The sequence below is a fragment of the Pseudomonas sp. GNP013 genome (genome assembly GCF_054343995.1).
The window spans coordinates 2,295,370-2,317,388 of the sequence record NZ_JBTGUT010000001.1 but is presented as its reverse complement, the minus strand read 5'-3'; the positions used below and the strand labels follow the sequence as shown (position 1 = coordinate 2,317,388).

Here is a 22,019-nt window from a genome sequence, read left to right as displayed (position 1 = left end):
GCGAACTCCATGGAATAATGGCCATGACTGAAGAACTGTTGGACGTAGTCGTGCGCAAGCGCGAGCTGCAAGGGGACGGTGTTGTCGTCCTGGACCTGACCCGCCGTGACGGCGCGCCGCTGCCGATGTTCGATGCCGGTGCGCACGTCGATATCCATATCGGGCCGGGGCTGGTGCGCCAGTACTCGTTGTGCAGCAACCCTGCCGACCCGAGCCTGTATCGCCTGGGTGTGCTCAGGGATCCGGCCTCGCGCGGTGGTTCGGTCGGGGTGCATGACATCCTGCTCGAAGGTCACGAGGTGCAGATAAGCCTGCCGCGCAACCTGTTTGCGCTGGCGGCCGATGCGCGACGTTCAGTGCTGTTGGGTGGCGGTATCGGTGTCACGCCGATCATTGCCATGGCCTATGCGTTGCACGCGGCCGGCCAAACTTTCGAACTGCACTACTGCGGGCGTGAGCGTAAGCGCAGTGCGTTCCTCGCGGAACTGGCCAGCGCACCGTTTGCCGCGCAGGTGTTCACCCACTTCGATGACGAAGGGCCCGAGCAGAAGCTCTATCTGGCCAAGGTGCTGGGCAAGGGCGAGGCCGGCGTGCACATGTATACCTGCGGCCCCGCAGGGTTCATGGACTGGGTGATCCAGGGCGCGCGCAAGCAGGGCTACAGCGAGTCGCACATCCACAAGGAATATTTCCAGGTGGAAGTGGACAACTCGGGTGGCAGTTTTGAAGTGGTGGCCGCACGCAGCGGCAAGACCGTGCAGGTGGCCGAAGGGCAGAGCATTCTCGCCGCGCTGGCGCAGGTGGGCGTCAAGATCGAGATTTCCTGCGAGCAGGGGGTGTGCGTGACCTGCCTGTGCGACGTGCTCGAAGGAGAGCCGGACCATCGCGACGTGTACCTCACGGACGATGAAAAGGCCGGCAATGACCAAATTCTAGTGTGCTGTTCACGAGCCAAATCCAAAAAACTCGTGCTGGATATCTAAGGGGAACGACCATGATAGATGTAGGCAGCTTTCGCAATGCAATGGCCATGCTGGGCGGTGCCGTGTCGGTCATCACCACCGATGGCGCCGCAGGACGGTTCGGCTTTACAGCGTCGGCGGTCTGCAGCGTGACCGACTCACCGCCCACGCTGTTGGTGTGCATGAACCGTTCCTCTCATTCCAACGAGCATTTCAAGCGCAATGGCGTGGTGTGTGTTAACACCCTATGCGGCGATCATCAGCACCTGTCCGGTGCTTTCGCCGACCGCACGCTGAGCATGGATGAGCGCTTTGCTGTGACGGGGTGGACCACCCTGGAAAGCGGCGCGCCGGTGATGCTCGAAGCGCTGGTGAACTTCGACTGCCGGATCGCGCAGGTCCACGAAGTGGGTTCCCACAGTATTTTCTACTGCGAGGTGCAGACCATTCGCCAGAGCGGTGCGGACGAGGGCCTGGTATATTTCAACCGCGCCTATCACCGCCTGGGTGAAGCCTCCAAGGCTTGCTGAATGCCACGTTCGCTGGAGAGCGAACGGTAGCCGGGTTCAGACAAACCCTGCCGGAGGAACTCAGATCAATTCTTCCACCAACTGCAGGCAATGTGTAAGCCCCGGCGACTGGTCATTCATCCGCCGGCTCAGAATGATCGGCGAGGTCGCAGTGGTTTCCACAACAGGCGTGTAGCCGATGTCCGCGCGGTGCAGCACCTGCACCGAAGCCGGTACCAACGTCACACCCATGCCCGCGCCGACCAGGCCGATGGCGGTCTGCAATTCGTTGGTCCATTGCGCCACCTTGAGGCTCAGGCCATGGGCGTCGAACAGCGCGATCACATGGTCTGCATAACTGGGACGCGGATTGCCGGGGTACAGCACAAAAGGCTCTGCGGCCAACTGGGCGAGGGTGGCTGGTGCGGCCAGCAACGGGTGGCGGGCGGGCAATACGGCGACTAGTCGATCTTCCACCAGTACGCGCTGGACGATGGCCGAGTCGTCGATGCGGATTCGCCCGAAACCCACATCGATCCGCCCGGCCTTGAGCGCTTCGACCTGTTGTAAGGTGGTCATCTCCGACAGCCCCAATTCCAGCTCCAGCGCCTCGTGGGTGCGCAGCATGCGAATCAGTTCCGGCAACACGCCATACAGGGTCGACGGCGCAAAGCCGATGCCCAGCCAAGTCTTCTCTCCCTGGCCGATGCGCCGCGTGTTGGCGCACACCGTGTTCAGCTGTTCCAGCAGCACATTGGCATGCTCATAAAAAAACCGTCCGGCCTCGGTCAGCCGCAGCGGCCGGCCGCGTTCGAGCAGAACAACCCCCAGCTCATCCTCCAGTTGCTGGATCTGCCGGCTCAAGGGCGGTTGGGCGATGTGCAGGCGTTCGGCGGCGCGGGTGAAGTTAAGGGTTGCCCCCAGCGCTTGGAAATAACGCAGGTGACGTAGTTCCATGATCACTCCCTCCATACCCTAAGGGTATTGTTCGAGACTCATTCTATATTGGATGCCCTGAAGAATAGGGAACAGAATCGGATCAAATCTAAAAAGAACTCAACAGGTATCGCCATGCCCATTTGCGCCATAGAGTCGATCGAGACCATCATCGTCGACCTGCCCACCATTCGCCCGCACAAGCTGGCGATGCACACGATGCAGAACCAGATCTTGGTGATCATCCGCGTGCGCTGCGCCGACGGCATCGAGGGCATCGGCGAATCCACCACCATTGGCGGCCTGAGCTACGGCAATGAAAGCCCCGACAGCATCAAGGTCAACATCGATCGCCATTTTGCGCCGCTGCTGATCGGCCAGGACGCCAGCAATATCAATGCGGCCATGTTGCGCCTGGAGCGCAGTATTCGGGGCAACACCTTTGCCAAGTCCGGCGTCGAAAGCGCCTTGCTCGATGCGCTGGGCAAACGCTTGAACCTGCCGGTCAGCGAACTGCTCGGCGGCCGCGTGCGCGATGCGTTGCCGGTGGCCTGGACCCTGGCCAGCGGCGACACCGAAAAGGACATTGCCGAGGCCGAGAAAATGCTCGACCTGCGCCGCCACCGCATCTTCAAATTGAAGATCGGCGCCGGTGAGGTCGACCACGACCTGGCCCACGTGATCGCAATCAAAAAGGCCCTGGGCGACCGCGCCAGTGTGCGCGTGGACGTTAACCAGGCGTGGGACGAGGCGGTGGCATTGCGCGCGTGCAAGGTGCTTGGCGACAACGGTATCGACCTGATCGAGCAACCGATTACCCGCAATAACCGCGGTGGTATGGCGCGGCTCAACCTGTCGAGCCCGGCACCGATCATGGCGGATGAATCCATCGAATCTGTGGAGGACGCCTTCAACCTGGCCCGCGAAGGCGCGGCGTCGGTGTTCGCCCTCAAGATCGCCAAGAACGGCGGCCCCCGCGCGGTGTTGCGCACGGCGGCAATCGCCGAGGCGGCGGGCATCGGCCTGTACGGCGGCACCATGCTCGAGGGCGGTATCGGCACCCTGGCGTCGGCGCATGCATTCCTCACGCTGAACAAACTGGCGTGGGACACCGAACTGTTCGGCCCACTGCTACTGAACGAGGACATCCTCACGGAGCCGCTGGTGTACCGTGATTTCCACCTGCATGTCTCCACCGCACCGGGCCTGGGCCTGGCCATCGATGAGGAGCGCCTGGCGTTCTTTCGTCGTGACAAACACTGAGAGGCACCTGCCATGTTGTTCCATGTGAAAATGACCGTGAACCTGCCCCTGGACATGAACCCCGAGCGCGCGGCCAGCCTCAAGGTCGATGAGAAGGCCCTGGCGCAGCGTCTGCAACAGGAAGGAAAATGGCGCCACCTGTGGCGTATCGCCGGACATTACGCCAACTACAGCGTGTTTGATGTCGACAGCGTGCAAGACCTTCACGACCTGCTGATGCAACTGCCGCTCTTCCCTTATATGGCCATCGAAGTGAACGCCTTGTGCCGGCACCCTTCGTCGATCCATGAAGATGACCGCTAAGCCTGTCATTCACCCAATAATTACAAGATGAGGAATGCACTATGTCCACCCGACTGTCACAGACCGACCACGCTCAACAGTTTCTTGAAGAGGCCAGCGGCAACCTTAACGATGGCGGCAACCCGCGCACCAAAGCGTTGGTGTACCGAATTCTGCGCGACACCGTGAACATCATCGAAGACCTGGAGGTGACCCCCGAAGAATTCTGGAAGGCGGTCAACTACCTCAACGAACTGGGCAAGAACCAGGAAGCCGGGCTGCTCGTCGCGGGGCTGGGGCTGGAGCATTACCTGGACATGTTGATGGACGCCGCCGATGTCGAGGCCGGCAAGACCGGTGGCACCCCGCGTACCATCGAAGGCCCGCTTTACGTGGCCGGTGCGCCGTTGTCCAAGTACGAAGCGCGGCTGGATGATGGGACCGATGCCGCCGCGCCGCTGTTCATGCGTGGTCAGGTGCGCGATACCGACGGCAATCCACTAGCCGGCGCGATTGTCGATGTGTGGCAAGCTAATACCGGCGGCACGTATTCGTGGTTTGACCCGACGCAATCGGAGTTCAACCTGCGTCGACGCATCGAAACCGATGCCCAGGGCAACTATCGTTTCCGCAGCATCGTGCCGTCGGGTTATGGCTGCCCGCCGACCGGGCCGACCCAACAGTTGCTTGATCAACTCGGGCGCCACGGGCAGCGGCCGGCGCATATCCATTTCTTTATTTCGGCACCGGGTTACCGGCACCTGACCACACAGATCAACCTGTCGGATGACCCGTACTTGCACGACGATTTTGCGTATGCCACACGCGATGAACTGATCGCCGAAATCCGCTTCAGCGACGATCAGCAACTGGCGCGGGAGTTGGGCGTGCAAGGGCGCTTTGCGCGGATTGATTTCGACTTTGAGCTGCAGGTGGCCGCTGCACCGGTAGAGCAGAAGCGCATGCAGCGCGTTCGTGCGCTCGAGGATTGAGCGCGGTAGGGCAGGTGAGTACCTGACTGTTCGGGATTACGGTGTGTCGGCCAGTCTATCGACCGATAGATCGCAACGGGGGCGCAAGCAGACTTTAGTTGCATTGCCTGGTCAGCGGATGCTGGCCAGGCTTGGCGCAGAGGCTTTTTTGGAGAAACTCAGCCGAATTGATCTGCATATTCAACTACGGTTTTAGACTTCCTGTTACGTGTTAGCTGATAAGAAAAAATTGCCAGCCACATGAACCAGCCTGGCATCACCATCAAGACGACGCTCAGCCATTTCGCGGCTGAGTACCGTGCACTGTTCGCCAAGGGTCGGCTATTCCTGCAGCGACCGGTATCGCGTTTGCCTTGGGCGTACTGTCGCTGCTCGGTAAACGTGTGCCCATTTCGTTGAGAATCTTTCTGTCCGCGCTGGCGATTCTTGATGACCTTGGTTCTGTACTGATCATCGCCCTGTTTTACACCAGCGGCTTGTCGGTCAGCATGTTGCTGGCCTCACTGAGCGTTATTGTGTTCCTGGTGATGCCCACGTGGGTCGCTTTCGCCGTTGTACCCATCTTCGGTTTTGCCAATGCGGATGTCTCTCTTGCCGGTATCTCGCCCAATAACCTGATCGACCCGGTACCTCTGGGAGTAACGCTTGGGCTATTGCTAGGCAAGCAAATTGGCGTGTTTGGTTTGGCTGCGCTGGCTATTCGCGCAGGGCTGGCCAAGCTGCCTGAGAAATGTGATTGGTCTCAGCTGTACGGTGTAGCGCTGCTGTGCGGAATTGGTTTCACAATGAGCCTGTTCATCGGGGCGCTGGCTTTCCCGGATAACCTGCATTTGGTCGATGAGGTGAAGGTTGGGGTGCTAATGGGCTCCATTCTTTCCGCTGTCCTCGGTGTTGCTGTTCTTTTGAAGGCTAAACTTTGCCGTTCCCAACCGCTCAGGATCGTACCTTTCTCAAAGGCCTGTGAGTTTGTCACGGAAAGTCGGAACTCCACGTTCAGCAGACATGCCGGCGCCGGTAAAAAACACAACCTTTCGAGCGTCAGTCACGGCTTTGATGGCGCGATCCCAGCATGTCCTCTGGAAGCTTTGTCGGCTGCAGAGCAAACGAACGGGGTGTGGTAGCTGCTATCGATTGCGGAGCTGAAGACTGGGCCCATCGGGGACACGTCAGTATCTGACGCTTCTTCAATCCGTCCTGCCAGAAGCACCTGAAACTGAGATGGATAGTGACGCAGGAGGAATTTGGCGTCACGGCGTACCCTTTCTGGCATCGATAAGTCTCGGGAGAGCTCGAGCAGAAACGCCCCCGTTTGGATGACTGCCCGGGTACGTTCAATCGGCATGGTCATGTTTAAGCCCTCTTGGTCATCGTGCTGCCGCAATTAGGTGCTCACGCTTGGCGAGTGCTTCCTATGATGTCTTGACCTACAGTTAGTTGACGTGCCGTATCGGCCACACAGAGAACATGCTACTAGGTTCCTTAGGCTAAGGCCCCCATGCGTGAGTGCTTGGACGAAATCAATCGGCGTTATGCTGCGCAACGGATTCCTGTGCAGAACACGTTAGCCCTGCCCGAAGTGAAGCCACCAAACCCCGACAAATAGCCAACATCGCCCACCATCAGCAGTCCTTGGTTGCGTGTTTGAAAACATCCATTGACTTGGTGAGGGTTCAAAAGATCTATGGTATTTCTTACTGAAACGTTATCCCTAGATGCGTGGATCAGCCGGCGAGCCTTCAACCCGGTTCCAGTTAGCATCCGCCTAACAGGGCCCGGTCCAGAAACCTGTTCTGTTTATCAGATCTGTTCCGAAGCAAGCCCTGAGCATGCTCTTCAAAATCTGCTTTCATTTTCCACTTGAGTGTCTTTACTTTTCGTCTCCCCTTCATTATCCCCCCTTTTTGAGTTTCAAAAGTCATAGTAATACTAGGTGCATCAAGCACTGATGGAGACTATCTCCAACGCAGAAAGCGAGTAACTTTCTTAATTTGTCGAACACACGATGAGCGGCAGGGTTGTTGTGCGTTGGAGAAATTTCCTCGCCCTGGAAGCGCTTTGATGAAATTCGATGCAGGTCGGTGCTTGAATCGCATGCGACCGCCTGGCAAAGTCTGATGCGAACGAGTGCTCTGTGAAACCACATCATATCTCCATGTTTGGTATCCATGCGGTTATTCAGCCAGCGCTGTCTAGTCAGCGCGTTAGCCGAGGAGGTCATTCAGGTCGGAGTCATTGAACCAGCAGTGACTACGACGGTATAGCAAGCTCAACTATCTTGGCTGACCTGTAGCGGCCAGCAGGCCTGAACATGCAAAGTACTAATAGAGCGGTTGATGGAAGCTTATATTTCTCACTGTCTCCCTAAGGGTCCAAAAAGCTGGGTATTGGATGCTGCCGAATAGTTCTCTGATAGCTGAAAGTTCTGTTGTTGAAGGTGCCTGGGGCAATACAACACCCGTGATTTCTTTTTCCGACGAAGATCCAGGTCACCCAGTTTGTAACTGGCTGAAGCAGTTCGGTAAACGACCGCGCTTTGATCAGTAGAGATGCCGTTAAAGACGGTAACGCTCTCTAGCTCCTCTAAAGTCCAGTAGGTGCGACCGCTGATGGACGGAGGGCACATCATGTGCACATGCCTAACCTCTACGTCCGTGACTGCAGATAGGTAGTACTGTAATTCGTAAGCACAGTTGAGTATGGCTGCACGATTGGTCTGCCCCGTGTGCAGGGAGATGATAGTGGCAACAAAGCATAGTCCCTCCATTTCGCCGTGAGTCCAATTCCGTACCTCACGCTGAGCGGGGTCATAAACAAAAATCAATTAGGGCACCCTGGCTGGTAGAAGGCATCGGTTTTGGAAAATGCTCTGCTTGCGATGGATAGAAAAAAAGCCCACAGCAGCGCCAAGAAATTTCCCTTGCGGGTTTGCGTTGCCGCAACGCAATTCTACCGAAATGAACACTATAGATTGTAGCCCTATAGTGATCAAAAAGGCTTCATCGTTCCTTTTGCGAGGAATGGTCATGGAAGTGAAGCAGGCGTTCGGGATTGCGCTCCGAAATGCCAGGGTTCGTCGGGGCTTAACGCAGGAAGATTTCTACGATATCAGCAGTAGGACCTACATCAGCACGCTAGAGCGCGGGCTGAAAAACGTTACCATTGACAAGGCAGCTGCATTGGCCGAGCGCACTGGCGTTCATCCTCTCACTCTGATAATCGAGACTTTCCTGATCCTCGACCCAACAGTTAATCTAGCCTCCCTGATCAGACAGGTGCAGGAAGAAATGGAAGCGGCTTCTAAGTGAAGGGGGGGAGAGGAGAGGAGCCACAGCAGCCCAAGGAGTCGAGAACGCAGCATCGAACTGGCGCTTCAGCAAATTGGGTGAGGCGACCGCTGGCTTACCGCCGTACTTTCCAGGGCGGCGTCGATAACCTGTCTGAGAACGCAGACCTTCAAGGCGCATCAACGAACAGCTCGTAGAATGCTTGTGGTGGTATTGGGGGAAATACACAACTAGCACGGTTGAAGTTACAAGCGCCAGCTGAGTGCAGCGTGAGTGCCCCACCAGTTAAAAGAAAACTGATGCTCTGGCGACTCCTGAAGTGGCTGGCATTTCTTTCTTCATCTGTTCCGGCACATGGTTGAAGGTCTAGCCTGTAGCGTGCAGGGTAAGGGACCGGCAAACCCACCTTCCGACCCCGGCCAATAAGGGCAATTGTGTCCGCGTAATTTTATGCGGACACAACTACCCTTAATGTCAGGATCGCCATGCGCCAACGTAATTCCTACACAAAATCCTTCAAGGCCCAAGTCGTCCATGAATGCCTGCAACCTGGCGTTTCCGTGGCAGCCATCGCGATGAGTCATGGTATCAACGCTAATGTCGTGCGCCGTTGGCTACCGCTTTACCGCGATCAGCCGGTCGCCACCTTGCCAGCGTTCATTCCTTTGAAAGTCGAATCGAAACCAGTAGCTCAAGCGTCGGCGATCATTGAATTACCGATTGGCCAGCAAACGCTTACGGTGAAGTGGCCAATTTCCGATCCCGAAGGATGCGCCCGACTCATTCGAGGGCTCACCCAATGATCCGCATCGATGCCATCTGGCTCTCCACCGAACCCATGGACATGCGTGCTGGCACCGACACTGCGTTGGCCAGGGTGATAGCGGTGTTCGGTGCGGCGAAGCCGCACTGTGCTTATCTATTCGCCAACCGCCGCGCCACTCGCATGAAAGTCCTGGTGCATGATGGGTTTGGCATCTGGCTGGCTGCCCGCCGATTGAATCAAGGAAAGTTTCACTGACCAGGAATTCGTCAAGGCTCTGAACTTGAGTTGGATACCGAGCAACTTCAGGCTTTAGTGCTGGGCTTGCCTTGGCAGCGCGCTGGGGCTGGCGGTGTGATCACACTGCTTTAACGGCTGCCATTAGCCTATCGGTGTATCGCTGCGAACGCCCTGCTCTGGCACAATCTGCAGCATGAATTCTTCTCCCAATCTCGACCAAATGACTCCTGACGCAACTGCGTGCCTTAGCTGCGCAGTTGCTCTTGCAAGTCGATGCAATGGGTAAGACGGTCGAAACCATTGGCAAGAAGACCAACCGCGATCAGACGGTGATCGAGAAGCTGACCTTCGAGATCGCGCAGCTCAAGCGCTTGAAATTTGCCAAGCGTAGCGAGCAGATGAACCCTGAGCAGGCCAGCTTGCTCGATGACCTGATCGATACCGATATCGCCACGATTGAAGCTGAGCTTCAAGCCTTGCAAACAGCGCCTGCGCCGACCGAGAAAAAGCAAAATCCCCAGCGCACCGCGTTGCCGGCAGAATTTCCACGCACGTTGATCCATCACGAACCGGACAACACTCACTGCCCATGCGGCTGCGCGCTCAAACGCATCGGTGCAGATGCTCATGCCGGGAACAAAGAAAACCCATCGCTCCTATGTTTGGGCCTACGCCACCAGCCAATTCTCGGATCTGTCAGCGGTGGTTTACGATTTCAGCCCCAGCCGCGCCGGTGAGCACGCTCGCAACTTCCTGAAAGACTGGAAGGGCAAACTGGTCTGCGATGATTTTGGCGGTTACAAAGCCAGTTTCGAACTCGGCGTGACCGAGATCGGGTGCATGGCCCATGCGCGGCGCAAATTCTTCGAGCTGCATGCTACGAATAAAAGCACGCTTGCTGAGCAAGCCTTGCGCTATATCCAGTTGCTGTACGAAATCGAGAGCGAAGTCCGCGACCTGGAACCGGATTTACGGCGCCGAATACGGCAAGAAAAAGCCGTCCCGGTAATGGACATGCTACATGCCTGGACGAGCGCTCAGCGCGAGCTTGTACCCGAAGGTTCAGGCATCAGCAGAGCACTCGATTACAGCCTGAAACGCTGGGCAGCGCTGTCGCGCTACCTCGATGACGGGGTCGTGCCCATAGACAATAATTGGGCTGAGAACCAAATCAGGCCATGGGCTCTTGGGCGCAAGAACTGGTTCTTTGCAGGGTCGCTACGCAGCGGAAAACGGGCGGCGGCGATCATGAGCTTGATCCAGTCTGCGCGGCTGAATGGTCATGATCCGTATGCTTATCTGAAGGATGTGCTTACGCGCCTGCCGACGCAGCGGGCGAGTGAAATCGATCAGTTGCTGCCGCATAGGTGGCAGCCGGTTTCATCACGCAAGGTGTGATGCCCAGGCGCTTACGTGGCTTGTGCACTTGCTAACAAACTGGCGCGTATCGCTCGGGCAAGAGCCGCTCACCATACGCAATATGAAACAGGGCCAGACGCCTTGAACGCCTGACCCTGCGGTTGTTGCAGTAGAACGATTCACCTTCAGGTTTTGCGATAGCTGAACAACAGATGATGTGAACGGCGCACCGGCCTGACGAAAATCCTGACATAAAAATCAGCTTCAGAAGCCGACGGGTTTTTAAAGATCGTCAGGCGCGACTCTCATCGTGGCGCTGGGGCCTGCCCCAAACAGACGCCGGATAGATTTAAGCAAGCCAACCACGTCACCCAGTATTGCAAAAATGGGGGTGACCATAGATTTTATTGCCTGAGTTTCACTGCAGCCAGGGCAGCCTTTGGAAGCACTAGCTGTTAGGGGAGCGAAGCTGGGCTCCAGCGATTGGGTAGCGGTTGTCTCATATGATTGTGGCAAGCCACCTAAGGGCGACCTACCAGCGGCCAGATGTCAGCTATCGTTTGAACTCGACTGAGTTTTAGGGGCATCAACACTCGGCTGTTTTTTTGCGATTTCTGACTTCGTCTCTGCGGACTTTTGAGCGGCCAGATAGGCCTGCTGCTGTTCCAAATTTCGTTGTATCAAACGGTCAGCACCGCCTTCAGCGAGCGCGCTAGTGGCACTGATACTGAGCAGTGAAATAATGGCAAGCTTGCGAAGGTTCATTTTGCATCTCTCTGATAATGGTCATGGAAGATACTGTTGCCACGCTTCCGTTTGCCATTCTCAGAGGTCGGGATTAACCAGCGATTAATGGGTCCAGTGCTTTCGAATCCATAGCGTGAAAACTTGTGCTACCAGTTAGGCGCCTTTCCGAGACTTGACACCTCCCGCTGCTTTTTCGTTTCCGACCCACCACACCCATTGCTCCGAGCTGGGAGTGCTGTGTGAGCCGATTCAATTCCAAAAAACATGCCCCACGGAATCGAGCGCATGGAGTATCTACAGCGCCTGCTCGACAAGATCGACAGGTTCGAATTTTTGATTGCGGGCCTCATTGGGGCCGTAGTTGCGAGCTGGTGGCACAAGGATGACTTGCCCGACTGGCGCGCCTGGATGGTGTTCTTGGTTACGGGTGCTGCCTGCTCGCTGTACCTGACGAGCATGGTCAGCGCCTACCTGAATGTCACCGAGCCCAAGATCGTCGCCGGGATTGGTTTCCTCCTTGGCATGTTCGGAGGCTCGCTACTGGCAGCAATCAACCGAGCCATCAAAGCCGCTGACCTCTGGGTGCTTTACTTTGAGCAACGTCGCCTGCAGCGTCATGCAGGCTTCTTCACCCTGCTGATTTTCGGCGTCGGTGCGGTGGTGGCGGGGCAGTATTCCGGCTGGAACCTGGGCCTGTCCCAAGGCTTCGGCGGCATGTTTCTGGCCTTGCTGATCATTGCCGTATGTACCTGTTTCGTTACTCGGCGGTGAAGCATCGAGTAATCTCCTATGAGCCCGGGAGCGCTACATCACGTTTGTTCTGCAAACGGCGGGTCAGCATTGCAAGCGTCACGGCCAACGCACCGCATGAGCAGGTAACCAGCGCCATTGGCAACGCCGTACCATCGTGAAGCACACCCACCAGCGCGGCCGCTGCTGCCGCCACACTGAACTGCAGGCAACCGAGCAATGCCGACGCGCTGCCCGCACGCGCCCATTGCCCGTTCATGGCGCAGGCTGAGGCATTGGGGGTGATGGAGCCCAGGCAGGCAATGCAGACAAACAAGGGCACCAGCAGGGGGCAGAGCTGTTCGGTGCGCAGACCGGCAATCACCAACAAGGCCAGTGCAGCAGCGAGGTACATCCAGATAACCCGCGACAGCAGGAACGCAGGCCCCTTTTTGCCCACCAACCGGGCATTGAGCTGCGAGACCAGAATGAAACCCGCCGCATTGGTACCGAACAGCCAGCCATAGTGCTCAGGCGGCACTCCGTAGAGCTTGATGAACACGAACGGCGAACCGGCGATGTAAGAAAACATCCCAGCCATGGCGATCCCGCCAGTGAGCGCGTGGCCTAGAAAAATACGATCGCCCAACAAGCGGCGGTACTGCGTCAGTGCGCCTGATAAAGGCTGGCGAGGATGAGTGGCGGGCATGCTTTCCGGCAGGCCCAGCGCCACGGCTATTGAAGCCAGCGCACTGAACGCCGTCAGGCTGATGAAGATCGACTGCCACCCATAGAGGTTGACCAGCAAGCCGCCGAGCATGGGCGCCAGAATCGGCGCCAAGCCCATCACCAGCATTAATTGCGAGAATACTTTGGCCGACTGAACGGCATCGCACCTGTCGCTGACAATGGCTCGGGCAATCACCATCCCCGCACAGCCGCCCAGCGCCTGAACGAAGCGCGCGCCGATCAGCCATTCCAGATTCGGCGCGAAGGCACACGCCTGCGATGCGAGGGTGAACAGCGAAGCCCCGAACAGCAGCGGGACACGTCGGCCGAAGCGATCCGCCACCGGCCCGTAAGCCAGTTGACCGATGGACAAGCCCAGAAAATATGACGCCAGGGTCAACTGGACATGCTTCTCGTCAGTGCCAAACGCGAGGGCAATGGCAGGGAAGCCAGGCAGATAAAAGTCGACGGCCAAGGGGCCGAATGCGCTCAAGGCACCGAGAATAATGATTGCGCGCAGGTTCATCAGACATCCAGACGATATTCAGAGCAGAGGGTGTACCCAACCCCGCAAAGCCCAGACATGGTATGCACTTAAGTTTAAGTGGACACCAGTTCTAGCCTTTTAAGCGGGTATTTCATGCAGCCAACACGCTATTCCGACTCCAACTCCTTCAAAGCCCAGGTCATTCAGGAGTGTGCCCAATCCAGCGAAATGGAGCTGGATACCGATCAACTCCCGGCACTGGTAGATGACTTGGCCGGACGCATACCGTGCAAGATCGGGTTGGATGGTACAGCGGTTCTTACACCCATCAACTTGATCTAGAAATTGCCTCTTTGCTAATCAGTGTCTGCGCTCGCACATATTGTCCTGGCGTAACACCCATTATCCGACGGAACATGGCAATGAAAGCACTAATATTTTCGTAGCCAAGCTCAATCGCCGTTGTCGTCACTGACATCCCCTCGACTAATAGTTGAGTAGCGCGCAACGTGCGTGCACGTTGTCGCCATTCAGAAAAACTAAAACCGGTTTCAGCGACCAGACGCCGGGCAAGTGTTCTAGGTGCCATACCTGACCAAGCAGCCCAATCCTCAAGTGATCTATTGTCATCAAGCTGAGCAAGTATCGCATCGGTGATACGCCTCAAGCGCGGGTCATTGGGGTGCGTCAGACCGATGGGTTCAGCGGGTGAGGTAGCAATTTCATCCAAGATGACTGCTGCAACCCGCGACTCCATTTCGTTGCGGGGTGGTTGTCCCCACGACGCAGCGCGGCTTACCGCTTCGCGCAGCAAACTGCTGACCCTAAATGTGCATGGCATTTGATGCAGGATCCCGCACTCTTGCTCCGCGATATAGACCATCGCTCCTGCAAAAGCGCCATGCGACATCATCGCGTGTGCGACACGGGGAGGTATCCAAATGGCATGGCTAGCCGGCACTACCCATGAGCCGCCGTCAGTGCTCACGGAAAGCAGCCCGGCAAGGCTTGCGATTAGTTGGCCTGTCGTATGAGTGTGGGCCGCCGTTTCGCGGATCGCCCGGTCGCGTTGCTCTATCGCCAGCAGTGGCATAAGCGCGCGGTTCATGGCTGGTTTACGTTATCCAATGTCATATCCGAGGTAGCCATATCCTGAATGCCTAATGGAGAATAAGACCGGTCAGAGGAATACTCAATGTCTAAAAATCGCAAATTTTGCCTCTCTTGGATTGGCCTGATTATGCGTACCTCTCACAGATTTATTTTCTGTGTTTTGGCCGTAACAGCTGGATGTGCAAGCTCAACTCCCTATTTGGCCCGTGAACCTTTAAAGGATCATTTGATGAATTCTAACCACATGGTGCATGCCGTCGATCATATTGGCTTCGCAGTCAGTTCATTGGAAGAAGCCATTCGCTTCTGGACAATTGGACTTGGGTTCATTCTTGAGCGTCAGTCGGAAATGGGCGGATCATTCATTTTGCAAGTAACCGGCACCGCCGATCCGAGCGTGCGAACGGCGATAGTCAAAGGCCCGGATGGCAGTCGAGTAGAGTTGCTGGAATATTCGCAGGGTGACCACCACGGTATCACTACACCTACGGCATCAGCGATTGGTTCAGCGCATTTGGCATTGAGGGTGCAAGACATATACGCCGTACTCGAACGCATTGAGCAAGCAGGCTGGAAAGCAAGAGGCAAGCCTCAAGCGATTCCCGCAGGCCCACGCAAGGGAACTCTAGTTGTATATGTGACTGGGCCAGATCATATCACTCTGGAACTGATGCAGGCTAATGAGTAGCTTCCTGCCGAAGACTGTTAAACTTATTTCCCTAAAGCAATTACTTAAAGCGCTCTCCGTCGCGCATGACGTCTCATGGCAAACATAAAGATCATCAGATTCAAGTATACAGCTGGCGTAATCATACACTTCGCCGGCCACATAAAATTTGGATTTCCTTTCTGGCACTCCACTGCGCAGATCGAAAAGCTAAAGCCCTGTTAGTGCGCTAGAGCGCAGATCACTAACGCGTAAAGGCGCAAATCTTAAATTACCGCCATATAGGATCTATCAATGACTGCTTTTGGCGGCGGACATTCTGATCTGCGACCCAAGTCTTCCAGGCACAGGGAGGAGCGCCAGCTCTCGAATTTCCGCCAATCCTCAAAGGAGGAAATTGGGATTAGGAGTAGGGCGCTAGTCAGTCTTTATGGAAGTACGAATTGGACCGCCCTGCGAAAAAAGCACTTTTTTTTCTATGACAACGCGCGTGATGAGTACGAGAATTTGAACCCCCTGAAACCGCTCTGCCAGAACGCCCCGGGTCGCATAGCCATTGTCCCGTCGGGAATCGAACGGTCTTCTTGGAAAATAGCACTCATTTCAGATTCCTTTACGCAGAATCGAACTGAATATTTCGGAGCCTAATTTTTTTTGAGTTTCGTAAACACCGTACTCTCGAAGGCTGCCACTTATGCTAGCAATTCGTATAGAGTCCAAACATGATGACTTTAGAGGAATTATTTCTTGATTATCCGCTCCTTCAATTTCCAGCTGGTGAACCGTTACTAGTATAATCTCATACACGAGGTTTCTGATTTGACGTTGCGTCAAACCAGGACGACCATGTGAGGTCACCAGCAACGGCTCATCCTCATCGTCGGGAGCCTCCCTAGGCAGACCACGACTTGACCGATACCTTTGAAGATATGGAATGAATATGTTTGGGGCAGTCACTGCTTCGACGCCCCGTAGACCTTCAACTAAATACTGAAAACCGCAGGTAGTATGTTTTAAGAGGTTAAATGAAGGAGTTCTTCTTACGTCTTTCGCAATCCACCGGATCGGCACTAAAAGATACCTCATCAAGGCCACAATGAATAAGGCTCGTTCATGGCGACCGCAGTCCAGATTTGCACCAATTCTTAAGATTTGATCCACATGCCAAATCGTCAGTCCGCGGTCAATTGACCTAGCTTCGGCACTAAAAGTTTGAAGGGGGAGCCTTTCTACATTTTGTGCCGGATTAAACTGGCAAATTCCTTTGCGGATTAGGTGATCATAGAAAGACGTGCAACAGGAGACTATGAGCTTAAACATGTTCATTGTACGCATCCCGGTTTCATTGGCGGGCTTTGAAAATGGGCGCCAGGCCGGGTTAGCAATGTAGCCGACTCCATCAACCCAATCGAATCGTCGACGTGCGACGTCGCCTACCCATTCGGAAGGGGGGCATGAGTTGAACTCTAAGAATTCTCGAAACTCTTCCTTTTCGATCGCTTCTACAGACTTTCCTTTTACGATCCATGACCAGAGTAATAGGCGTTCTGTAATACTCCTCGCAGATCCAAAACCTGACAGATTTTCTCCATCACTATGTGCGCCGACACGAGAAGCAATGAATTCTCGCGCTATATTCGCGAACTTGAAAGCATTCAGGTTTGAATCGAATTTAGCTAAGTATCTCTCTACTCCTGGATGCTCCCCGTAATAGGCAAGCTCACTTAAAGAAATACTGGTCATGCCTGAAAAGAGTGGGTTAGGCAAGCTCATGATGGCTGTCTCTCGACAAATGATTTAATGAGGGTAGGAGATCATCATGGAATTTGACATTATTTTTTTTAAAAAAAACACTTCCTCAGCAAACCCTTGATCTGGTTCGTCATTATCAAAAATTCGATTTCGAGCATTTTTTTTAAAATCATCAGCACTAAATATCTCATTGTTTCTCAAGTGCTTTTCACCTAATCAGGCTCAAGTATTTGAGCTATAAAAGTTTCAACCCCTTGATTTTTATGTCTTTAAGGGCCCGCTCAAAAGGGAAGATTATTGTTATTTGGGCTTCAGGTAACGAGCGAAAGACAGATATTTCGCCTCAATGACTTATCGTAACGATGCCAAGCTGGCAGGTTGTGGGGCTAAGCTGTTGATTTCACGGTACGATTTTTGAACTCACGAATTATCATTTTATGATTACAGCCACAACTGGTGACACAGTGCGCTCACGTTGCCTGATACATCATTTAACATAATATACATTATGCGTACTCCAATATACGTAACCGGCGGCCTTGACACGGGCATCTCAACGCTCATGGAGGATTGCCTACCTTCAAGCACTCGGGCAATGTACAGCTTCACCGATAAGGAAATATCGATGTCAGCCCCGACACTTAAATACATGCTTGCGAACGACCCAAACCTTCCTCAGCTTCAAAGAAAATTGCTTGCGCAGTCACTTCACAACGCCAGGCTACCCGCCGGGTCTCTACAGGCAGATGACGGCTCGGTTTATGCGGTGGTTAAATTGCAGGGTTCGACTTACATGCCCCTCGAATGCATCCACAACTGTCGCCATTACCAGAGCATCAATGCAGGCGATGTTGTTTATGGATGGAATCTGTTCGCTGGCGCATACGCGGACGGGAAAATGTTGAATGTCGCTCAGTACCACTGCGTCTGGCGGTCTCCAAGGGGTCAATTACTCGACGTTACGCCGGAGCCCGACCTGCCAGGCCAGCAAATACTGTTCATGATTGACAGCCGAATCAAAATTGGTTTGACGCGTAATATTCATACACCCCCTCTGTTCGTGATAATGACTGGCCAAACCGGGTGGACTACAGATTTGGTTGACTTCTGCGATGCGCAAGCTGATTACTTCGAAACGGCCAGGCAAGTGAGCCCTTATGTACAGCGCCTTTTGAATATATAGCCCCAACTCAACTAAATGACTATTTAGTTGAGTTAAGTCACAAAGCGAACCAAATGCTCTTCAGTAGCCACTGCCTGCCGTCGCCGCTCCCCCCACAATCGCAATCCCCGAACTGCTACCCAACCGAGTCGCCCCCGCCTCAATCATCTTCACAGCCGTCGGATAATCACGCACCCCACCGGATGCTTTTACCCCAATACCGGCGCCCACGGTCTTGCGCATCAGGGCTACGTCTTCAACGGTAGCGCCGCTGCGGCTGAACCCGGTGGATGTCTTGACGAATGCCACGCCCAGGTCGCGACAGATCTCGCATGCCTGAACCTTCTGTGCGTCATTGAGCAGGCAGGTTTCCAGGATGACCTTCAACGGCACGGCCGCGCAGGCCTTGTGCACCTGTGCAATATCGTCGCGCACGGCGTCCAGCAAGCCGTCCTTCAGCCAGCCGATATTGAGCACCATGTCGATCTCCCCTGCCCCGGCCGCAATGGCTCGTTCGGCTTCGAAGGCTTTGGTGTCACTCAGGCCGGCGCCCAGGGGGAAGCCCACCACCGCGCAGATCACCACGCTTTTATCGGTCAGGCACGAAGCCACGTAGGGCACCTGCCCGGAATTGACGCATACCGAATAAAAGCCATGTTCCCGCGCTTCGTCGCACAGGGTCTTGATCTGATCAACGGAGGCGTCGGGAGCCAGCAATGTGTGATCGATGTACTTGGCCAATGCGGCGGGTGGAAGACTGTTCATTTAATGGCCCCTTGCCTGTATGTTTCCAATAAGTGTGAAGCGCTGTCACAGTGCTCACATAATCCGTTACAATAGTAACACTTAATGTTGCTTATTTAACATCATCAATCAAGCCCTGGAATACGCGTGGACAGTAGAAAAGTCGAGCGACTCAAGCTTATCCAGCAAGCCCTGCAGGACCAGAACGCCATTCACCTGCGGGAAATGGCGGCCCTGCTGGACGTTTCCGAGATGACCCTGCGCCGCGATCTCGCTCACTTCACCGAGCACCTGCGCCTGCTGGGCGGCTATATCACCCGGGTCGGCAATGAGGTCGGCGATTACCGCGTGGCCGATCAAGACACTCGCCACGTCGAGGAAAAACGCCGCATCGGCAAGCTCGCCGCCCAACTGATCCAGCCTGGCGACACGGTGTTTTTCGACTGCGGCACCACCTCGCCGTTTGTGATTGATTTCATTCCCGATCAGTTGGAATTCACTGCGGTGTGCAGTTCGCTGAACGTGCTGCTCAGGCTGCAGAACAAGCCCAATTGCCATATCGTCTTGTGCGGCGGCACCTTTCACCGCAAGAACCAGGTTTTCGAAAGCAGTGCCGAAAGCAGCATTCTCGACAGCGTGCGCCTGACGTGGGCCTTCGTGACCGCCGCCGGCGTCAGCCAGGCATTCGGCGTGACCTGCTTCAACTTCAATGAGGTCGAGGTCAAGCAAAAGGTCATACGCCAAGCCCAGCAACGGGTGCTGCTTGCCGACTTCAGCAAGTTCGACACGGTGCGCACCGCTCACTTCGCCACCCTGGAAGACTTTCAGTACGTGGTCAGCGACAAGAAAATCCCGCGCAGCTACAAAGAATCCATCCTGGCCAGCGGTGCGCAATTGCTGGTTTAACCCAGCACCGTTTGCCGCTCCTGCGCACTCAGGTAGCCGGTGGTCAGGCTGAACGAAGCGCTGGCGCCGGCGGCCAGTACCCGCACGTTACCCTTGGCTTTTTCGGCGTTATACCCCTCGGGTTCGCAGGTGGACGGCAGCACGAACGCCGCCACCTGCTGATCCGGCGTGTAGAGAATCCAGCGCACGGCATGCTCGAACTGCTCGGGGCGGTAACGGGTGTAAAACGCCGCACCGTCGGGATGATCCAGCAGAAAATGCGCCTGGCCTGCGGCGTCCGTGCCCACGCCGTCGAAGAAAAACACGACTTCCGGGTCGTACAGCGATGGCTGATCGAGACTGGCCAATTGCGCCGGATGCTCGACCAATTGCGCCATGTAGGCGCTCCAGGCCGGTGTCGGTTTGACGTGGTCCGGCACGCTGGTGCGCAGGCGTTGGCGTTGCATGCCCAACGGCTCGACGAACCGCGCACCCGCCACATAGGCGTAGTTCATATGGGCCATATACATCAGGTCCATGGGTTTGCCGGCCAGGTTGGTCACCGCCATGCCGATATCGAACAGGGCCGAATCGGCGCGCAGGGTCACGCTGGGGCATGCGCGATAGCGATCGCCGAAGCCTTTGGCATATTCGTACGAACCGTTCAGGCTCACGCAGTCTTCACCCAGTTCCAGCCAGGCCGTGTCCATCGGCGCGCAGGGCATCTCGCCATGCAGCGCGTGGGTGTCCTGCGGCGCCGGGCAGCCGTTGCGCAGCAGGCCGCTGTGAAACATGAAACAGCCGTAGGTATCGATGATCGTCGGGCTGGGCCGGGGTTGCTCGAACAGGTTGGGCATGGTCAGGTCGCAATCGTCGAAGACGGCGGACCAGATCATCTGCCCCTGATAAGGCAACAGCACCAGACGACCACGGCTGTTTTCCAGGCTCAGGGCCTGCACGCCGGACGGATAGGTCCAGGCACTGACCTTGAAGGCCTGCGACTGCAGGATAATTTTCTCCTGCTCGCCGAACAGCGCGGGGTACAGCGGGATACGGGTACTCATGAAGCCACCGCCCCGGCTGCCGTCAACGGCTCGCGGCCTGGCTGGCGCATGCACTTGAGTGCGTAGATGACGATCACGATAAAGCACAGCAACGGCACGCTGTAGGCCAGTTGCATATTGCCGCCGCTGGCGTCGGACAGCAGGCCCTGGAAGATCGGGATGACGCCGCCGCCGACGATGCTCATCACCAGCAGTGAGCCGCCAACGCCGGTGTCTTCACCCAGGCCGTCGATGGTCAGGCCATAAATGGTCGGCCAGCAAGGACCGAGGAAAATACTCACGCCGACCGCTGCATACACTGCCGAGATATTCGGCACCAGAATGGTGTAGGCCAGCAGCACGATGCACAGCACACCGTAGATCGCCAGGACCTTGGCCGGGTGCAGGCGTCGCATCAACAGGTTGGCGATCATCTTGCCGACAAAGTAGGCGGCAAAGGTGGTCATCAAAAACCATGAAGCGCTGCGCTCATTCATGCCGCCCATTTGCATGGCCAGGCGAATGGTGAAACTCCACACGCCGACCTGGGCACCCACATACAGAAACTGCGCCAGTACGCCAAAGGTAAAGCGCGGGTTACGCCACAGGCGACCGAGGCTTTGACGCACGCTGCTACCCGCCTTGCTGCCGGCAGGTTTATTGCCCTTGCAGGCGGGGAAACGGGTGATGGCGACCAGAATAAACATCAGCACCAGCACGGCAATCATCCACTTGTAGGGCAATAAGGTGGACTGAATCATCTGCAACTGCTGCACCGCCGCCTCGGTGGCGCTCATCTGCGTCAGCTGTTCGGTGGTGGCGTCAGTGGACTTGAACATCACAAAGCTGCCGACATACACCCCGGCCATTGCGCCGAATGGGTGGAAGGTCTGCGAGATGTTCAGGCGCCGCGTGCCGGTTTCCCGTGGGCCCATCAGCGTCGAGTAGGTGTTGCAGGCGGTTTCCAGAAACGACAGGCCCGCAGCGATCACGAACAGCGCCAGCAGGAACATGCCGTACTTGGCGGTGGACGCCGCCGGAAAAAACAGCAGGCAGCCGAGCATGTACAACAACAGCCCGATCAGAATCGTGCTCTTGTAGCTAAAGCGCCGCACCACCATCGCGGCCGGAATGGCCACGAAAAAGTAGCCCAGGTAAAACGCCGACTGGACGAACGCGGTCTGGAAATCACTGAGCAAAAACGCTTTCTTGAAGTGCGCGATCAGCACGTCGTTCATGCTCGCCGCAGCGGCCCACAGTGCAAAGATGCTGCACAGCAGGATAAAGGCGAACCAGGGCGTGCGGTTCAGGTAGAAACCGTCGGGTGTCTGTTGCAGCGCAGGTTTGTTCATTATTGTTCTCCGGGCTGGG

20 protein-coding genes and 3 pseudogenes are annotated in these 22,019 nt (G+C 55.9%); 14 read left to right on the top strand and 9 right to left on the bottom strand.

The annotated features are described in order from the left end of the window. Window positions 1–23: 23 nt before the first annotated feature. The gene (locus ACXX81_RS10340; protein ID WP_458571621.1) at window positions 24–983 is read left to right on the top strand and encodes a PDR/VanB family oxidoreductase; all 960 of its coding nucleotides are present in this window, start codon (window positions 24–26) and stop codon (window positions 981–983) included. Between the two features lie 11 nt (window positions 984–994). Beyond that, window positions 995–1,492, top strand: a complete 498-nt coding sequence (locus ACXX81_RS10335; RefSeq protein ID WP_003232688.1) for a flavin reductase — start codon at window positions 995–997, stop codon at window positions 1,490–1,492. A gap of 60 nt (window positions 1,493–1,552) precedes the next feature. Here the strand turns inward: ACXX81_RS10335 and ACXX81_RS10330 are convergent, their stop codons facing one another. Further along, window positions 1,553–2,428, bottom strand: a complete 876-nt coding sequence (locus ACXX81_RS10330) for a LysR family transcriptional regulator (RefSeq protein WP_015372103.1) — start codon at window positions 2,426–2,428, stop codon at window positions 1,553–1,555. Between the two features lie 114 nt (window positions 2,429–2,542). Between ACXX81_RS10330 and ACXX81_RS10325 the strand changes: the two genes are divergently transcribed. The 4 genes and pseudogenes from ACXX81_RS10325 to ACXX81_RS10310 form a co-directional block, all read left to right on the top strand. Further along, window positions 2,543–3,670, top strand: coding sequence for a muconate cycloisomerase family protein (locus ACXX81_RS10325; RefSeq protein WP_122560588.1), 1,128 nt, complete (start codon window positions 2,543–2,545; stop codon window positions 3,668–3,670). Window positions 3,671–3,682: 12 nt separating this feature from the next. Continuing rightward, the gene (gene catC, locus ACXX81_RS10320) at window positions 3,683–3,973 is read left to right on the top strand and encodes a muconolactone Delta-isomerase (protein ID WP_015372101.1); all 291 of its coding nucleotides are present in this window, start codon (window positions 3,683–3,685) and stop codon (window positions 3,971–3,973) included. A 41-nt stretch (window positions 3,974–4,014) separates the two neighbouring features. Continuing rightward, the gene (gene catA, locus ACXX81_RS10315) at window positions 4,015–4,944 is read left to right on the top strand and encodes a catechol 1,2-dioxygenase (protein ID WP_015372100.1); all 930 of its coding nucleotides are present in this window, start codon (window positions 4,015–4,017) and stop codon (window positions 4,942–4,944) included. A 314-nt stretch (window positions 4,945–5,258) separates the two neighbouring features. Next, window positions 5,259–5,846: pseudogene (locus ACXX81_RS10310) on the top strand (Na+/H+ antiporter NhaA); the annotation flags it as partial. A 140-nt stretch (window positions 5,847–5,986) separates the two neighbouring features. Here ACXX81_RS10310 and ACXX81_RS10305 read toward each other — a convergent pair. Beyond that, on the bottom strand, window positions 5,987–6,286 hold the full coding sequence (locus ACXX81_RS10305) for a BPSL0761 family protein (protein WP_305117495.1): 300 nt from the start codon (window positions 6,284–6,286) through the stop codon (window positions 5,987–5,989). A gap of 1,681 nt (window positions 6,287–7,967) precedes the next feature. On the opposite strand from ACXX81_RS10305, the gene ACXX81_RS10300 reads away from it, so the two are divergent. From ACXX81_RS10300 to tnpC, 4 genes and pseudogenes are all read left to right on the top strand, one after another. Next, window positions 7,968–8,249, top strand: a complete 282-nt coding sequence (locus ACXX81_RS10300; RefSeq protein WP_042944669.1) for a helix-turn-helix domain-containing protein — start codon at window positions 7,968–7,970, stop codon at window positions 8,247–8,249. A 464-nt stretch (window positions 8,250–8,713) separates the two neighbouring features. After that, window positions 8,714–9,031 carry an IS66-like element accessory protein TnpA gene (gene tnpA, locus ACXX81_RS10295; RefSeq protein WP_083203303.1) on the top strand — a complete coding sequence of 106 codons (318 nt, stop codon included), beginning with the start codon at window positions 8,714–8,716 and terminating at the stop codon, window positions 9,029–9,031. Next, complete coding sequence (gene tnpB, locus ACXX81_RS10290; RefSeq protein WP_083203302.1) at window positions 9,028–9,249, top strand: IS66 family insertion sequence element accessory protein TnpB; 222 nt, start codon at window positions 9,028–9,030, stop codon at window positions 9,247–9,249. The genes tnpA and tnpB overlap by 4 nt, the downstream gene beginning before the upstream one ends. Before the next feature lie 175 nt (window positions 9,250–9,424). Then, window positions 9,425–10,629, top strand: a pseudogene (gene tnpC, locus ACXX81_RS10285) (IS66 family transposase). Window positions 10,630–11,139: 510 nt separating this feature from the next. Here tnpC and ACXX81_RS10280 read toward each other — a convergent pair. After that, window positions 11,140–11,355, bottom strand: a complete 216-nt coding sequence (locus ACXX81_RS10280) for a DUF2790 domain-containing protein (protein ID WP_065873494.1) — start codon at window positions 11,353–11,355, stop codon at window positions 11,140–11,142. A 267-nt stretch (window positions 11,356–11,622) separates the two neighbouring features. Between ACXX81_RS10280 and ACXX81_RS10275 the strand changes: the two are divergent. Further along, window positions 11,623–11,925 (top strand): annotated as a pseudogene (locus ACXX81_RS10275) (MFS transporter); the annotation flags it as partial. Between the two features lie 199 nt (window positions 11,926–12,124). Here ACXX81_RS10275 and ACXX81_RS10270 read toward each other — a convergent pair. After that, window positions 12,125–13,321, bottom strand: coding sequence for a multidrug effflux MFS transporter (locus tag ACXX81_RS10270; protein ID WP_458571620.1), 1,197 nt, complete (start codon window positions 13,319–13,321; stop codon window positions 12,125–12,127). A 289-nt stretch (window positions 13,322–13,610) separates the two neighbouring features. After that, on the bottom strand, window positions 13,611–14,390 hold the full coding sequence (locus ACXX81_RS10265; RefSeq protein ID WP_458571619.1) for an AraC family transcriptional regulator: 780 nt from the start codon (window positions 14,388–14,390) through the stop codon (window positions 13,611–13,613). Between the two features lie 87 nt (window positions 14,391–14,477). Between ACXX81_RS10265 and ACXX81_RS10260 the strand changes: the two genes are divergently transcribed. Beyond that, window positions 14,478–15,083, top strand: a complete 606-nt coding sequence (locus ACXX81_RS10260; protein WP_458571618.1) for a VOC family protein — start codon at window positions 14,478–14,480, stop codon at window positions 15,081–15,083. A 582-nt stretch (window positions 15,084–15,665) separates the two neighbouring features. On the opposite strand, the gene ACXX81_RS10255 is transcribed toward ACXX81_RS10260, so the two are convergent. Next, window positions 15,666–16,835, bottom strand: a complete 1,170-nt coding sequence (locus tag ACXX81_RS10255; protein ID WP_209981944.1) for a hypothetical protein — start codon at window positions 16,833–16,835, stop codon at window positions 15,666–15,668. Window positions 16,836–17,409: 574 nt separating this feature from the next. Between ACXX81_RS10255 and ACXX81_RS10250 the strand changes: the two genes are divergently transcribed. Beyond that, entirely contained in the window at window positions 17,410–17,997 is a 588-nt protein-coding gene (locus ACXX81_RS10250; protein ID WP_209981946.1) for a hypothetical protein, read from the top strand. A 60-nt stretch (window positions 17,998–18,057) separates the two neighbouring features. On the opposite strand, the gene deoC is transcribed toward ACXX81_RS10250, so the two are convergent. Further along, window positions 18,058–18,741, bottom strand: a complete 684-nt coding sequence (gene deoC, locus ACXX81_RS10245) for a deoxyribose-phosphate aldolase (protein WP_209981949.1) — start codon at window positions 18,739–18,741, stop codon at window positions 18,058–18,060. A gap of 126 nt (window positions 18,742–18,867) precedes the next feature. Here deoC and deoR point away from each other — a divergent pair, with 126 nt between their 5' ends. After that, window positions 18,868–19,626, top strand: coding sequence for a DNA-binding transcriptional repressor DeoR (deoR, locus tag ACXX81_RS10240; protein WP_209981951.1), 759 nt, complete (start codon window positions 18,868–18,870; stop codon window positions 19,624–19,626). Here the strand turns inward: deoR and ACXX81_RS10235 are convergent. Together ACXX81_RS10235 and fucP are read right to left on the bottom strand one after the other, a co-directional pair. Beyond that, window positions 19,623–20,669, bottom strand: coding sequence for an aldose 1-epimerase family protein (locus tag ACXX81_RS10235; RefSeq protein ID WP_209981953.1), 1,047 nt, complete (start codon window positions 20,667–20,669; stop codon window positions 19,623–19,625). The genes deoR and ACXX81_RS10235 overlap by 4 nt on opposite strands. Continuing rightward, on the bottom strand, window positions 20,666–22,000 hold the full coding sequence (fucP, locus tag ACXX81_RS10230) for an L-fucose:H+ symporter permease (RefSeq protein WP_209981954.1): 1,335 nt from the start codon (window positions 21,998–22,000) through the stop codon (window positions 20,666–20,668). Before fucP ends, ACXX81_RS10235 begins: the two co-directional genes overlap by 4 nt. Between the last annotated feature and the right edge of the window lie 19 nt (window positions 22,001–22,019).